At 65.4% G+C, this 13,845-nt stretch carries 12 protein-coding genes; 2 read left to right on the top strand and 10 right to left on the bottom strand.

Annotated features, from left to right (window positions below):
• Positions 1–9: 9 nt before the first annotated feature.
• Together tsaE and alr are read right to left on the bottom strand one after the other, a co-directional pair.
• Positions 10–615: a tRNA (adenosine(37)-N6)-threonylcarbamoyltransferase complex ATPase subunit type 1 TsaE gene (tsaE, locus tag H535_RS0105330; protein ID WP_026818734.1), complete on the bottom strand. Its 606-nt coding sequence runs from the start codon at positions 613–615 to the stop codon at positions 10–12.
• Positions 612–1,751, bottom strand: a complete 1,140-nt coding sequence (gene alr / locus H535_RS0105325) for an alanine racemase (protein WP_026818733.1) — start codon at positions 1,749–1,751, stop codon at positions 612–614. The genes tsaE and alr overlap by 4 nt, the downstream gene beginning before the upstream one ends.
• Positions 1,752–1,847: 96 nt before the next feature.
• Between alr and H535_RS0105320 the strand changes: the two genes are divergently transcribed.
• Positions 1,848–2,306 (top strand): GNAT family N-acetyltransferase, encoded by a 459-nt coding sequence (locus H535_RS0105320; protein WP_026818732.1) that lies wholly within the window; start codon positions 1,848–1,850, stop codon positions 2,304–2,306.
• Here H535_RS0105320 and H535_RS27595 read toward each other — a convergent pair.
• The 4 genes from H535_RS27595 to H535_RS0105300 form a co-directional block, all read right to left on the bottom strand.
• Complete coding sequence (locus tag H535_RS27595) at positions 2,303–2,485, bottom strand: N-acetyltransferase (RefSeq protein WP_051298577.1); 183 nt, start codon at positions 2,483–2,485, stop codon at positions 2,303–2,305. The genes H535_RS0105320 and H535_RS27595 overlap by 4 nt on opposite strands.
• A complete protein-coding gene (locus H535_RS23620; RefSeq protein ID WP_051298575.1) occupies positions 2,486–2,836 on the bottom strand; it encodes a GNAT family N-acetyltransferase in 351 nt (116 codons plus the stop codon).
• Between the two features lie 309 nt (positions 2,837–3,145).
• Positions 3,146–3,658 carry a GNAT family N-acetyltransferase gene (locus H535_RS0105305; RefSeq protein ID WP_035768417.1) on the bottom strand — a complete coding sequence of 171 codons (513 nt, stop codon included), beginning with the start codon at positions 3,656–3,658 and terminating at the stop codon, positions 3,146–3,148.
• A gap of 43 nt (positions 3,659–3,701) precedes the next feature.
• Entirely contained in the window at positions 3,702–4,796 is a 1,095-nt protein-coding gene (locus tag H535_RS0105300; RefSeq protein WP_035768415.1) for a PfkB family carbohydrate kinase, read from the bottom strand.
• Positions 4,797–4,865: 69 nt separating this feature from the next.
• Here H535_RS0105300 and H535_RS0105295 point away from each other — a divergent pair, with 69 nt between their 5' ends.
• Positions 4,866–6,242, top strand: a complete 1,377-nt coding sequence (locus H535_RS0105295; protein WP_026818728.1) for a family 4 glycosyl hydrolase — start codon at positions 4,866–4,868, stop codon at positions 6,240–6,242.
• A gap of 69 nt (positions 6,243–6,311) precedes the next feature.
• Here the strand turns inward: H535_RS0105295 and mgrA are convergent, their stop codons facing one another.
• From mgrA to glgX, 4 genes are read right to left on the bottom strand one after another with little or no spacing between them, the layout of a single operon-like run.
• On the bottom strand, positions 6,312–7,358 hold the full coding sequence (gene mgrA, locus H535_RS0105290) for an L-glyceraldehyde 3-phosphate reductase (protein ID WP_026818727.1): 1,047 nt from the start codon (positions 7,356–7,358) through the stop codon (positions 6,312–6,314).
• A 28-nt stretch (positions 7,359–7,386) separates the two neighbouring features.
• The gene (gene treZ, locus H535_RS23615; protein WP_081416456.1) at positions 7,387–9,237 is read right to left on the bottom strand and encodes a malto-oligosyltrehalose trehalohydrolase; all 1,851 of its coding nucleotides are present in this window, start codon (positions 9,235–9,237) and stop codon (positions 7,387–7,389) included.
• Complete coding sequence (gene treY / locus H535_RS0105280) at positions 9,234–11,717, bottom strand: malto-oligosyltrehalose synthase (protein WP_026818726.1); 2,484 nt, start codon at positions 11,715–11,717, stop codon at positions 9,234–9,236. Before treY ends, treZ begins: the two co-directional genes overlap by 4 nt.
• Positions 11,714–13,828 (bottom strand): glycogen debranching protein GlgX, encoded by a 2,115-nt coding sequence (glgX, locus tag H535_RS23610; protein WP_035768469.1) that lies wholly within the window; start codon positions 13,826–13,828, stop codon positions 11,714–11,716. The genes treY and glgX overlap by 4 nt, the downstream gene beginning before the upstream one ends.
• Positions 13,829–13,845: the final 17 nt, after the last annotated feature.

The raw sequence follows: 13,845 nt of genomic DNA, 5'->3' as shown, positions 1-13,845 counted from the left end.
GCCTCCAGCCTAATCGACCGGAAGCACCGGTTTCTGTCCGGCCCAGCGCGGCCCGTAGGCGGTGATCCGGATCAGCCGTGCTTCATCGTCGTCGTCCTGGTCAAAATCCGTGACCACTCCGTCCTGTCCCCCGGCATCCTGCGCTCCGTTGTGGTGGAAATCGCCATCCGGTGCCGCGGCGGCCCCTTCGGAACGGCCGAGGGCGATGTCCAGGCGGCTGTCGGTCAAATGCTCCACCCGGTCCTCGCCCCATTCGACGACGGTGACAGAACTGTCCAGGGTGTTCTCCAGGTCAATGTCATCGATTTCAGCCGCCGACCCCAGCCGGTAGGCGTCCACATGCACCAAGGCCGGACCACCCGGCCGTGGCCCGTCGGTAAGATTGGGGTGGATCCTCACCAGCACGAAGGTCGGCGAAATGATGCCTGCACGCACCCCCAGGCCCGCGCCCAGCCCCTGGGTGAAGACGGTCTTGCCCGCGCCCAGCTCACCACTGAGGACGATCAGGTCCCCCGCCCGCAGCTGTGCGCCAAGCCGGGCGGCGAATGCTTGAGTGTGGCCGACGTCGAACGTTGCCGCTTCGAGTTCCCAGACCGGGGTATCGCCGTCACTCATACGCCGTCCACGTACCGGCGCGGCACCCGCGGGCTGATCCGGGTGACGATTTCGTAATTGATGGTCCCGGCCGCAGCTGCCCATTCGTCAACCGAGGCTTCACCTTCATCGCCTGGACCAAACAGCACGGCAGGCCGCCCGAGAACGGATTCGTCCGTTGCCGCTATTCCTTCCCGTTCCAGATCGATGACCATTTGGTCCATCGCGATCCGTCCGACCACCGGATACCTGCGGCCGTCCACGGCGACCGGCCCGCCGGTGGCAATCCGCGGGATGCCGTCGCCGTACCCCAGCGGAACCAGCCCCAGTGTGGTGGCCGCCGCCGTGCGGTATTTGAACCCATACGAGACCCCGTGCGCGGCGGGCACGTCCTTGCAATGGGCAATCATGGTCCGCAGTGTCATCGCGGGCCGCAGTCCCAGGTCGGTGGAAGTCTGGTCGTCGAACGGCGACAGGCCGTACATGCTCACCCCGGCGCGCACCACGTCAAAGTGCGTGTCGGGCCGGGAGAGGATTCCCGGGCTGTTGGCCAGGTGCCGCACTTCGACGTCCACTCCGGCGTCCTCGGCCACGGCCACCGCCTCCCGGAAGCGGTCGACCTGATCGTCGGTCTCGGGACGTTCGGTCTCGTCAGCCACTGCCAGGTGGGAGAATATGCCGACCACCCGCATCAGCCCCTCCTCCTGGTAGGCGACTGCCTGCCCGATGAAGTTTTCCCACAGCTGGGGCGGGCACCCGTTGCGGCCCAGCCCGGTGTCGATTTTCAGATGCACCCGCGCCGGACGCGCCAGCTTCCGCGCCGCCTCTGCGATCTGGTCCAGCTCCCAGCCGGAGACTCCAAGGTCCAGTCCGGCGTCAACAGCGGACTCGAAATCGCTGGCCGGCGTGTGCAGCCATGCCACAACCGGCGCGTCGATACCGGCCGCACGCAGCTCCAGGCCCTCGTCGATATGGGCGACACCAAGCCACGTGGCACCGGCGTCGAGGGCGGCCCGTGCCACCGGGACAGCCCCGTGCCCATAGCCGTTCGCCTTCACCACCGCCATCACCTTGGCCGGTGCCGCCACCTGGCGGAGACGGTGGACATTGTGCCGGATCGCGGCAAGGTCGATCACGGCTTCCCGTTCTGAATTCACCCGCCTATTGTTTCATTTCCCCGGGCCTATCACATCGGATCTGCGTCTTGCACACAGGGTGTTGCCGACCGATAGCCGGCAGACAACAATGAGGACATGACAATCTTCCGGGCTGGACCCGAGCACGCCGCGATTGCAGGGCGACTGCTCTACGACTTCAACTCCGAGTTCGAAACTCCGACTCCGGAAGCCGCCGAGTTCACGACCCGCTTCACGCAACTCCTGGAACGCGACGACATCCTGGTACTTCTGTCCGGCACCGTGCAGGACCCTACGGGGTTCGCCTTCCTGACCCTGCGCCCGACCCCGTATTCCGACGGTCCGCTCGCGCAACTCGAGGAGCTCTATGTCAGACCTGAACTGCGCAACTCAGGCATCGGCACCGCCCTGTTGCAGGAGATTGACTCACGGGTGCGCTATGTCGGCTGCGAGGAGATCCACATCAACGTTGACGAGATCGACCACGACACCCGCCGTTTCTACGAGCGGCACGGCTTCGTCAATATCCAGCCGGGTGAGGACTATCGAATGCTCTGCTATCTCCGCGAGCTCTAACCGGCTTCGGCGAGAGCTATAGGCGACCGATAGCGAATCTCGGTCAGTCTTGTTCCACCCATGGTCTGCTCTTTGCTGGTGCCATCGACTGCGAGGCCCATGCGTTCGTAGAACTGCCGTCCGCGTTGGTTCGTCTCCAGCACCCACACTGTGACGGCGGTGTGGCCGGTTTCACGCAACTAAGCCAAGGCCGCCTCCCATAAACAATGCCCCAACCCTGTGCCCACACACTCCGGGTGCAAGTACAGCGCGGTGACTTCGCCAATCTCGTGATCGGCACCCTCATCGCGGGTGCTGTTTGCGTGGACAAAACCTACGAGCCGGGAATCAACGGTGGCCACATGCGGGGCAGGCACCCGCTGCTCGCTCAGCATGCGGTACCAGCTGTTTGCCCTGCGCTCGACGTCCAAGGAATCCAGCACTTCATCCGGCATCAGGCCGCGATAAGCCCATTGCCATGCTTGGACATGAATTGAGGCGAGTTCCTCAATGTCGTCTCCGGTGGCACGGTGAATTTCGACGGCGGACATAGTTCAGTAAACAATATCGTGCGTGGGCGGCGCCAGTACGTATCCGTTCGAACCACTCTCGATCGGGAACGCGGAAAGTGCCCGATTATGGATCGTCACGGGCGGCGCGCCACGTTTGGGCAAGCCACTTGCCTGTCGGTTGCCATCGCAGCGCCTAACCTTGATCCTATGAATCTTCTCTTTTGGTTCGGAGTGCCGTTCCTGACGATGTTCGCTGCCACTTGGTTCCCCCTCAGGGCATTCGTGCGACGCCAACAGCAGCAGACGGAACATGTCCGCTGAGGTATAAGCCATCGGGCGCCAGCAGCGTCAATTCCCGGGTTGCAGCGAAAGTTGCAGGAGATCGACGTCGGTGGAGCGCCCGCGCTTGAACCCCACTCGCTGGAGCCGGCCCGCCGTTTGAAAGCCCGCTGCCCGATGAAGCGCTCGCGACGCCCGGCCGTGGTCATCGGCGTCGGCCACCAGGGCTATGACCTCCCGAATCCCGCAATCACGCGCAGCATCGACGAGCCGGGCCAGCAGTTGGCGGCCGAGCCCGGCGCCGACGGCGTGCGGGTCCAGGTAGATCGAGCTCTCGGCGGTATGGGCGAAGGCGGGTTTGTCCAGCCAGGGTGCGAGCAGCGCGTAGCCCACGATAGTCCCGTCTTCGACGGCGACCAGGGCCGGGTAGCCCGTCGCGGCAAGTTGCTCCAGTCGCTGCTCCCAGTCCCGCGCGGTCGGCGGGTCGTCGGTATCGGCAGTGAGCACGGAACGCCGGACGTAGTGTTCATAGATCGCCGCGATGCCGGCTGCGTCCGTCGCACGCGCCGGTCTGATGTGCATTGTCACTTCCTCGTCCCTGCGACCGTATGGCAAGTCCGGCACTTTAGGATGGGCCGGCGTCGGACTGGTGCGCAATCGTGGCCGAGGCGCGCCGCACAGCTTCGGGCGGCACATCCCGGACGATGTCTTCGAGGAAGGCATACCGCCGCAGCCATTGCTTGCGGATCCCCGTCCGCTCGGTGTTGGCGGTGTGCCACCAGTCAGCAATGTCTCCCCAGCCCGGGGCGGCCAGCGATCCGCCGACCTGCTGGACAGACAGCGCTGCACACAGGTTCGCGAAACCCAGCCGGTCGGCCAGGTTCCACCCCGCCAGCGTGCCGGTGACGAAGGCGGCACTGAAGCAGTCGCCGGCGCCGGTGGGGTCCCAGGCCTTCACCGGCAAGGCCGGCACCCATTCTTCCTCCCCGGTGATGGAATCGACCGCCAGCGCTCCCTGCGCTCCCGCCGTGACGATGGCGATCGGGACGCGGTCGGCGAGCTCATACAACGCCGCCCACGGATCCTCGGTGCGGGTGTACCGCATCGCCTCTTCACTGTTGGGCATAAAGGCGTGGAAGTCCCCCAGCCCGTCCAGCAGTTCCTCTGACCATTGCCCGGACGGGTCCCACCCGACGTCGCCAAACAATCGCGTACCGTTCTGCTGCGCGGCGCGCGCCCATGGTTCCAGCTCAGGTTCCAGGCCGACGATGGCGGCCCGTGCCGGCGGCGGCGTTCCTATCAGATCCGACGCGGACAGCGGTGAGGGATGTCCGTGGGTGACCATGGACCGGTCCCGGTTCACGGACAGCGACACGGTGACCGGAGAGTGCCAGTTCGCGAACCGCCGCGACCGGGACAAATCGACGTGTTCCTGGTCCTGCAGGATGGACCAGTTGAAATCGCCGTAGCCATCGTCGCCAAAAGCGGCGGACATCGAGGTGTGCAGGCCCAGCCTGCTGGCGGCGATTGCCTGGTTGGCCACGCCCCCGGGGCTGGATCCCATGCCTTCTGCCCACATTTCCGTCCCCGGTGACGGCAACGCCTCCAGTCCGGTAAAGATGATGTCGAAGAAGACGCTGCCACTGAGCAACAGGTCGACCGTGCCATCTTCAGGGTCCCGGTTGCCCGCCAACGGGTCGAATCTGTGTACGCTGTCCATGTACTGCAGAATACTAGCCAGCACACGCACTATTGGAGAGCGCGCGGCGCCAGCTAGCATGGAATCATCATGCGACTGACGATTCTTGGCGGCGGAGGATTCCGCGTACCGCTTGTCCACCGCGCGTTGAGCCATGGCCGGTATGCCGGACTCATCACCGAATTGACTCTGCACGACACAGACCCGGACCGGCTGCAGGCCATTGCCAACGTGCTCAGGGCCATGGAGGCCAAGGACCCGCAGGCCGCCCACCCTCAGTTGTCCACGACCACTGACCTGGACCAGGCTCTCACCGGGGCGGATGTCGTTTTCGCCGCGATCCGCACCGACGGCGTCGAGGGCCGGGTCAAGGACGAGCGTGTTGCACTGGACCACGGTCTGATCGGCCAGGAAACCGTCGGTGCCGGCGGGGTCTCCTACGCGCTTCGCTCTATTCCTCAGATGCTGCACATCGCCAGACGGCTGAAGGAATTGAACCCGCACGCCTGGCTGATCAATTTCACCAACCCTGCCGGGATGGTCACCGAAGCGCTGCAGCAGGTCCTCGGCAGCGGGGTGATAGGTATCTGCGACTCCCCCATCGGGCTGGTCCGACGCGCGGCCCGCGCCGCCCGGATTCCCGCTTCCGCGTCACTGCGCGGTGTCGACTATGTTGGCCTCAATCATCTGGGCTGGCTGCGGGGGCTGGAGCACGACGGCGTCAACCAGCTGCCTGCCCTGCTCGCCGATGAACGTAAACTGTCCACGTTCGAAGAGGGGCGCCTCTTCGGCCCCCGGCTGCTGCGCGTGCTCGGCACCGTGCCGAATGAATACCTCTTCTACTATTACTTCCGCTCCGAAGCCACCAGGGCACTGACCGGGGCCTCCCAAACCCGGGGCGAATACATCGCCCGCCAGCAGGACGAGCTGTACAAACAGCTGGCCGCCGCCGGTGACGGATCCGGCAGCGGATCGGATTCCGACGCCTACCGGCTGTGGGACGAGGCACGGCGTTCCCGCGAGGATGGCTATCTGGCCGAGGCCCGCCCGGAGGACGAGCAGCGCGATGAATCCGATCTGGACGGCGGCGGATACGAGGAAGTCGCGCTGTCAGTGATGAATGCGGTGCTGACAGATACCCGTACCTCGCTGATCCTCAACGTCCGCAACGGCAGCACTATTGCCTGCCTGCCGACGTCGGCCGTCATTGAAGCGCCCAGCACCGTGGACGCCTCCGGCGCCGGCCCACTGCCGGTGGGCCCGCTGACGCTGCATCAACGCGGACTGATGACCCAGCTCAAGGACGTGGAAGCGTCGACCATCCGTGCCGTCACCAATGCAGACCGCGATGCGGCGCTGTACGCCTTCGCCTTCCACCCGCTGGTCGATTCCGCCAATCTGGCCGAAAAGCTGCTGTCCGCGTACGAGCAGGAGTTCCCCGAGCTGGAAGACCTCTGGCGCAGCTGAGCGCCTGCGCGTACCCGAAAGTGTGTGCAGGCCCCCGGAGCCATCCCGCACCCGGACAAGCGTGCGGCGTCAGTTCTTCAGCGCCGCCGCCCAGAGGTTGATCTCCGATTCCACCGCATATTCGTCGATGGCACGCAGCTCGTCAGCGCTGAACTCGAGGTTCTTCACCGCCGCCAGGCTGTCCTCAAGCTGGCGGACGCTGGATGCGCCGACCAGCGCCGAGGTGACCGGCGCTCCCTTGGCCTGGGTGCGCAGCACCCAGGCGATCGCCATCCGGGCAAGGGTTTGGCCGCGCGACTCGGCGATGTCGTTGAGACCGCGGACACGGCGCATGTTCTCCGCGGAGAGGAAGTCCGTCGACAGGGACTTTTGTTCCGCCGCCCGGGAGTCCGAGGGGATGCCATCGAGGTACTTGTCCGTCAGCATGCCCTGCGCCAATGGTGAAAACGCGATCGAGCCGGCGCCTTCGTCTTCGAGCACCTGCAGCAGGTTCGGGCCGCCGCTTTCCACCCAGCGGTTCAGCATGGAGTACGACGGCTGGTGGATCAGCAGCGGCGTTCCCATTTCCCGGAGGATCCGGGCCGCCTCCACCGTTTTCTCCGGCGAGTAGGACGAGATTCCGGCGTACAAGGCTCGGCCGGAGCGGACCGCCGTATCCAGCGCACCCATCGTCTCTTCCAGCGGAGTGTCCGGATCGGGGCGGTGGCTGTAGAAGATGTCGACGTAGTCGAGGCCCATCCGGTTCAGTGACTGATCCAGGCTGGACAGCAGGTACTTACGTGATCCCCAGTTCCCGTAGGGACCCGGCCACATGTCGTAGCCGGCTTTCGAGGAGATGACCAGTTCATCCCGGAAGGGCCTGAAGTCGGCCGCCATGTGGCGGCCGAAATTGGTTTCCGCGCTTCCGTACGGAGGTCCATAGTTGTTGGCCAAGTCGAAGTGCGTGACGCCGAGGTCGAACGCACGGCGCAGGGTGTCCCGCTGCGTCTCGAATGGTTTGTCGTCCCCGAAATTGTGCCACAGCCCCAATGAAACGGCCGGCAATTGCAGCCCGCTGCGGCCAAGGCGGCGGTACGGCATGGATTCATAACGGTCTTCTGCTGGTTGATACGTCATAGCTTCATCCTGCCACTTATTCACGGCCTCACGCGTCACGGTTCCTCTGCACGATGGCGGCGCTGAAGGCCGGCAGCGTGACCTCCTCGTCCGCCACCTGGGCCCCGGGGTCGGTGGTAAGCAATGTGCGCTCCGGGGGCCCGCCGGCCAACCGGACGCTCTGTTCCCGACCGGCGAAGTTCAGCACCACCCGCACACTGCCGCGGCGCATCACCAGCCAGCGGGCGCCGTCGTCGTACTCCACTGCCGGGCCGCCCACCGTGCTGCCACGCAGGTCGCCCACCTCGTGACGCAGCCCGATCAACTGCCGGTACAGGGCCAGCAGCCGGGCGGAATCGCCTGACTCGGCTTCAGCCCAATCAAGTTTCGACCGGCGGAACGTTTCAGGATCCTGCGGGTTCGGAACCACGTCGGGATCCCACCCCATCTGCTCGAACTCCCTGAGCCGGCCTTCCGCCGTCGCCTCGTCCAGTTCCGGCTCCGGATGGGAAGTGAAGAACTGCCACGGGGTGGTCGCCGCGTACTCCTCGCCCATGAACAGCATCGGTGTGAACGGCGAGGTCAGGTTCAGCACCGCGGCGAGCGCCAGCTGCCCGTGGGACAGGGTGGCCGTGAGGCGGTCTCCGGCGGCTCGGTTGCCGATCTGGTCGTGGTTCTGCGTGCAGACCACCAGCCGCCAGGCAGGGGTCGCGGGATCCAGCGGCCGCCCATGGTGCCGGCCGCGGAAGCTGGAGTAGGTCCCGTTATGGAAGAAGCCGTCGGTCAGCACCTTCGCCAGGGCGCCGAGGGAGTCGAAATCGGCATAGTAGCCGCCGGTTTCGCCCGTGAGGTTGACGTGGACGGCGTGGTGGAAGTCGTCGCTCCACTGCCCGTCCATCCCCAGCCCGTGCGCGGCGCGGGAGGTGATCATCCGCGGGTCGTTGAGGTCGGATTCGGCGATCAGGAACAGCGGTTTGCCGACGACGGCGGCGGTCGCCTCGGTGCGTGCAGCCATCTCCTCGAGGATGTGCAGCGCCCGGGTGTCCTTCAGGGCGTGCACCGCATCCACGCGCAGACCATCGACATGGTAATCGGTGAACCACATCTGCGAGTTGTCCAGGATGTACTCGCGGACCTCGTCGGAGCCCGGTCCATCCAGGTTCAGGAATTCACCCCAGGTGTTGGAGGCGCCCTCGGTGAGATAGGGGCCGAACCGCGGCAGGTAGTTGCCGCTGGGACCAAGGTGGTTGTAGACGACATCCTGGATGACGCCGATGCCGTGCCGGTGGGCTACGTCTACGAAGCGCTGGTACCCCGCCGGACCGCCGTATGCTTCGTGGATCGCGTACCAGAGGACGCCGTCGTAGCCCCAGTTGTGGGTGCCGTTGAAGGCGTTGACGGGCAGCACCTCGATGAAGTCGATCCCGAGGTCTGCCAGGTATGGAAGGCGGTCGATGGCAGCGTCAAACGTGCCGTCCGGGGTGAAGCTTCCGATGTGCAGTTCGTAGATCACCCCGTCGGCCAGCTCCCGGCCGGTCCAGCCGCGGTCGTTCCAGCGGTGGGCCTTGGCGTCGAAAGTCCGCGACAGGCCGTGGACGCCGTGTGGCTGGCGCCTCGAGCGTGGATCCGGAAGCGGCGTTGATGAGCCGTTGACCAGGTACCCGTAGTCGGATTCGGACGGGCCAGGCTCTGCGGCGGCACCCTCGGGAAGGTGCCACCACCCGCCGCTGCCTTGCTCCATGGCGTACCGGTGCCGTCCCAGCTGCAGCTCGAGCCGGGCGGCGCGCGGGGCCCACACGCTGAACGGCCGGCCGGCGTCCGGATCCCGCTCCGGCTCGGGGTAGCGGCTGAACGCAACGGGGCTGCCGTCCGTCCCGCAGTCCTGCCGGTGCTTACTCATGGGGAATCCGGCTCCGGGACAAGTAGTGCGACCGGATAATCCGCCAACAGGTCGGCCAGCAGGGTTTGTCCGGCTTCGTACCGCCGTCCGCTCAGTTCGTCGCGCATCGCAGCGGGAAGTCCGACGGCGGTGTCGCCCCATCCGCCGCGCTGCTGCAGGCCTGCGGGGAGCCGGGTGGCCAGCGTGATGGCACCGCCGCGGTCGAATCCAACGAATTGGTCGGCCGCCTCACCAGTGGCCGTGACGGCCGAGTAGCCGGTGAACAGCTCCGGGCGATCGCGCCGCAGCCTCATGGCACGGCTGGTGACCAGGAGTTTAGCCATTCCGGTTGGGTCCCGGTTTGCTGTGGCATCGGCACCGGCGGCATCTGCGGCTTCCCGGCTGCCGACACTTGCACCTGGACCTGGACCAACGTCCAGCTTCGCCAACAGCCGCCGTCGTTGTTCAAAGTCCACCGGCCGCCGGTTGTCGGGATCGACCAGCGAGCCCTCCCACAATTCGGTGCCCTGGTAAACGTCCGGAACACCGGGCATGGTCAGCTGGACCAGCTTGGCGGACAGTGAGTTGGACCGGCCCCACGGCCCGATATCGTCGACCAGCTCCGTGACGATCCGGTTCGCCTCCGGATGATCGAAAGCGGCGTCGATCAACGCATGCATCTGAGCCTCGAACTGCTCATCCGGGGCGGTCCACAGCGTCGAATTGCCTGCTTCCCGGGCGGCCTTTTCGGCGTAGGCGTGCAGCCGGTCGCGGGATGCGGGCCAGGCGCCGACGACGGCCTGCCAGAGCAGATTGGCCAGCGGGCCGTCGGACAGCGGCGCTACTTCCTGCAGCCGGCCGATGGTTTCCGCCCATCGCTCGGCGATCTCGGACAACACGCTGATCCGCGCCCGGACGTCCTCGCCGCGCTTGGTGTCGTGGGTGGACAGCGTGGTCATCGAATGCGGCAGCGACGTCAGCCGCTCGGTATTCTGCCGGTGGAATTCGTCGGCGGTGATGGAGAATTCCGACGGGTCGCCGCCGACTTCCGTCAGGGAGGTCAGCCGAGTGTACCTGTAGAAGGCGGTGTCCTCCACGCCCTTGGCCATCACCATGCCCGAGGTCTGCTGGAACCGGATTGCGAGGGTCCCGACCGGTGATCGACCAAGGCGCCCCGCGCCGCGCGGAGATCCGGTCTCCACGCGCTCGCTGGCGCTCGCTTGGTCGACCACCGAGAGCAACGGCAGCAGGGCGTCGATGGTCTCTGCCAGGTCCGGGCGGTAGTGCTTGGCCTGCCGGACGGCCTCGGCCAGGTACTGCCGGTGCTCGGGGAGGTAGCTGCGATAGACCGGGAAGCAGGCGAGCAGTTCGGCCAGCGCGTCGGCCGCATTCTCCGTTTCCAGTTCGGCGCCGGCTCCCTGCGTGGCGTCTGCGGGAACCGTTCGGGCCAGCCGCAGCACTTCGGAACGCAGGATACCGTCGGCAATCATCCGCTTGGTGCCGTGCGTCATGTCCTGCCAGGACACCGGGCCCGGGTTGGCCCGCAGTTGGCTGTCCAGGGCGTCGAGCACCCACTGGCCCTGCGGATCCACCCACAACCGGTCAACCAGGGCCAGTGCATCGTAGCCGCTAGTGCCTTCGCATTCCCACCCGCCGGGCAGCCGTTCGCCGGGCTCGAGGATCTTCTCCACCACGGTGTAGGCACCGCCGGTTCCGGTGCGCAGCTTCTCCAGATAGCCGCCGGGGTCGGCCAACCCGTCCGGGTGGTCGACCCTGAGTCCGTCGACCAGCCCCTGGCGGATCCAGCGCAGGATTTCGGCGTGGGAGCCGTCGAAGACCCAGGGAACTTCGACCCGCACCCCGGCCAGGGTGTTGACAGCGAAGAAGCGCCGGTAGTTCAGTTCGTCGTCCGCTCTGCGCCAGTCAACCAGTTCATAGTGCTGCCGCGCGTGGACCTGCTGCGCATCGGCGTTACGCTCATAGGTTCCCGGCGCCACCGGGTAGCGGTTCTCGTAGTAATGCAGTTCCGGCTCTCCAGAGCCGGATTCAGAGGCCGGTACCAGGACCAGCCGGTCCAGTTCGCCCGGCCCGCCCAGCACCGGAATCCGGATCCGGTCGCCGCCAAAGTCCCAGTCGACGTCGAACGCCTCAGCGTACATCGAGCTGCGGCCCTCCTTCAGCAGGGACCACCACCATCGGTTCTGCGGCGGTGAAGCCACGCCCATATGATTGGGCACGATGTCGGCCAGCACGCCCATCCCGACCGAATGCGCCGCGTCGGCGAGCGCCTCCAAACCTGCCGGTCCACCACGGGCGGGGTCGACGGCGGATGGGTCGGTGACATCGTAGCCGTGATCCGATCCCGCTTCGGCGGTGAGCAGCGGCGAGACATAGACCCAGTCCGCCCCGAGGTCTTTCAGGTAGTCGACCAGGGATGCCGCGTCGTGCAGGGTCATACCGGATCGGATCTGCAGTCTGTAGGTCGAAGCGGGGATATTCATGAGTTCATCGACTTCAACACCACGACTGCTTTGCCTGCAACCGGAATGGTGTCGTCGGGTTCCACCGCGGCCTGATCCGGCTCGTCGTCGTCGGCCGCGGTGTCGATCACGGTTTCCCACTCGGTGGCGTACTCCTCCGATGGAATGGTGAACGTGACGACGTCGTCATGGGCATTGAACAGCATCAGGAAGCTGTCATCGTAGATGTATTGGCCCCGTTCGTCGCGGCCGTGGATGCCATTGCCGTTCAAATAGACCGCGATGGAACGGGCAAACGCGGTGTCCCAGTCCTCCTGGCTCAAGGTCGAGCTCTCCGGTTCCAGCCAGACGATGTCCGGCAGCTTCTCCCCCTCGCCCCGGCGAACCGGGCGGCCGTCGAAGAACCGCCGCCGGCGGAAGGTCGGATGCTCCGAACGCAGATTGGTCAGTTTCGCCGTAAACTCCAGCAAGGCCTCGTCAATGTTGTCCCAGTGCATCCAGCTCAATGGCGAATCCTGGCAGTAGGCGTTGTTGTTGCCGTTCTGGCTGCGCCCGATCTCGTCGCCGTGGGCGATCATCGGCACGCCTTGGGACAGCAGCAGCGTGGTCAAGAAGTTCCGCTGCTGCCGGGACCGGAGGGCAAGCACGGATTTCTTCCTCGTGTATCCCTCGACCCCGCAGTTCCAGGAGCGGTTGTGGGACTCGCCGTCGTTGTTGCCCTCCCCATTGGCCTGATTGTGCTTCTCGTTGTAGGAGACCAGGTCCCGCATAGTGAAGCCATCATGGGCGGTGACGAAGTTGATCGAAGCAACGGGGCGTCGTCCGGAGTGTTCATACAGGTCGGCCGAGCCGGTGATCCGTGAAGCGAATTCGCCGAGCGTGGCCGGTTCACCGCGCCAGAAGTCCCGCACGGTGTCCCGGTACATCCCGTTCCATTCGGTCCACAACGACGGGAAGTTCCCCACCTGGTAACCGCCGGGACCCACGTCCCAGGGCTCGGCGATCAGCTTGCACTGGGAGACGATCGGGTCCTGCTGCACCATGTCGAAAAAGGTGGAGAGCCGGTCGACGTCGTAGAACTCCCGAGCCAGTGTGGAGGCCAGGTCGAACCGGAACCCGTCAACGTGCATTTCGGTGGCCCAGTAGCGCAGCGAATCCATCATCAGCTGCAGCGAATGCGGATTGCGCACGTTGAGCGAATTACCGGTGCCGGTGTAGTCCATGTAGTACTTCGGATCGTCTTCGACCAGCCGGTAATAGGCGGTGTTGTCGATGCCCCGGAACGAGATGGTGGGCCCCAACTGGTTGCCCTCGGCCGTGTGGTTATAGACGACATCGAGGATCACCTCGATGCCGGCACGGTGCAGCTCCTTGACCATCGCCTTGAATTCCTGGCACTGGCCGCCCAAGTCCCCCACGGAACAGTAGGTGTTCTGCGGGGCGAAGAAACCGATGGTGTTGTAGCCCCAGTAGTTGGAAAGGCCCCTGTCCTGCAGGGCGCTGTCGTTGACGAACTGGTGCACCGGCATCAGTTCAATGGCGGTGACGCCCAGTTTTTGCAGGTGCGCGACGACGGACGGGTGGGAGACGCCGGCATAGGTGCCGCGCTGCTCCTCGGGCACGTCCGGGTGGAGGGCTGTCAACCCCTTGACGTGGGCCTCGTAAATCACCGAGTCGTGATACGGCGTCTTCGGTTTCCGGTCGCCGTCCCAATCGAAAAACGGATTGACGACGACGCCAAGCATCATGTGCTGTGCGGAATCCTCGTCGTTGCGCGAGTCTTCATCGCCGAAGTTGTACGAAAACAGCGCCTGGTCCCAGTCCACTTGGCCGTGCACCGCCTTGGCGTAAGGATCCAGCAGCAGCTTGTTCGGATTGCAGCGGTGGCCTTGATCCGGCTCATAGGGCCCGTGCACGCGGTAACCGTATTTCTGGCCCGGCTGCACCTGCGGGACATAGCAGTGCCAGACAAAACCATCCAGTTCGGTGACGGTGAGGCGCTGTTCATTGCCGTCGTCGTCGAACAGGCACAGTTGCACCTTTTCGGCGGCGTCGCTGTACAGCGCAAAGTTGGTGCCGGTGCCATCGAACGTGGCTCCCAGCGGGTAGGCGGATCCGGGCCAAACGTCCATACGCTCTCCTCGTTCGG

The organism is Arthrobacter castelli DSM 16402 (assembly GCF_000430705.1).
GTDB classification, from domain to species: domain Bacteria; phylum Actinomycetota; class Actinomycetes; order Actinomycetales; family Micrococcaceae; genus Arthrobacter_C; species Arthrobacter_C castelli.
This window is presented reverse-complemented; position numbering and strand designations above follow the sequence as displayed.

What these genes read in the sequence shown, in the direction of transcription:
- tsaE (WP_026818734.1), bottom strand. Translation starts at nt 615, where the DNA reads ATGAGTGACGGCGATACCCCGGTCTGGGAACTCGAAGCGGCAACGTTC.
- H535_RS0105320 (WP_026818732.1), top strand. Translation starts at nt 1,848, where the DNA reads ATGACAATCTTCCGGGCTGGACCCGAGCACGCCGCGATTGCAGGGCGA.
- H535_RS23620 (WP_051298575.1), bottom strand. Translation starts at nt 2,836, where the DNA reads ATGTCCGCCGTCGAAATTCACCGTGCCACCGGAGACGACATTGAGGAA.
- H535_RS0105305 (WP_035768417.1), bottom strand. Translation starts at nt 3,658, where the DNA reads ATGCACATCAGACCGGCGCGTGCGACGGACGCAGCCGGCATCGCGGCG.
- H535_RS0105300 (WP_035768415.1), bottom strand. Translation starts at nt 4,796, where the DNA reads ATGGACAGCGTACACAGATTCGACCCGTTGGCGGGCAACCGGGACCCT.
- H535_RS0105295 (WP_026818728.1), top strand. Translation starts at nt 4,866, where the DNA reads ATGCGACTGACGATTCTTGGCGGCGGAGGATTCCGCGTACCGCTTGTC.
- mgrA (WP_026818727.1), bottom strand. Translation starts at nt 7,358, where the DNA reads ATGACGTATCAACCAGCAGAAGACCGTTATGAATCCATGCCGTACCGC.
- treZ (WP_081416456.1), bottom strand. Translation starts at nt 9,237, where the DNA reads ATGAGTAAGCACCGGCAGGACTGCGGGACGGACGGCAGCCCCGTTGCG.
- treY (WP_026818726.1), bottom strand. Translation starts at nt 11,717, where the DNA reads ATGAATATCCCCGCTTCGACCTACAGACTGCAGATCCGATCCGGTATG.
- glgX (WP_035768469.1), bottom strand. Translation starts at nt 13,828, where the DNA reads ATGGACGTTTGGCCCGGATCCGCCTACCCGCTGGGAGCCACGTTCGAT.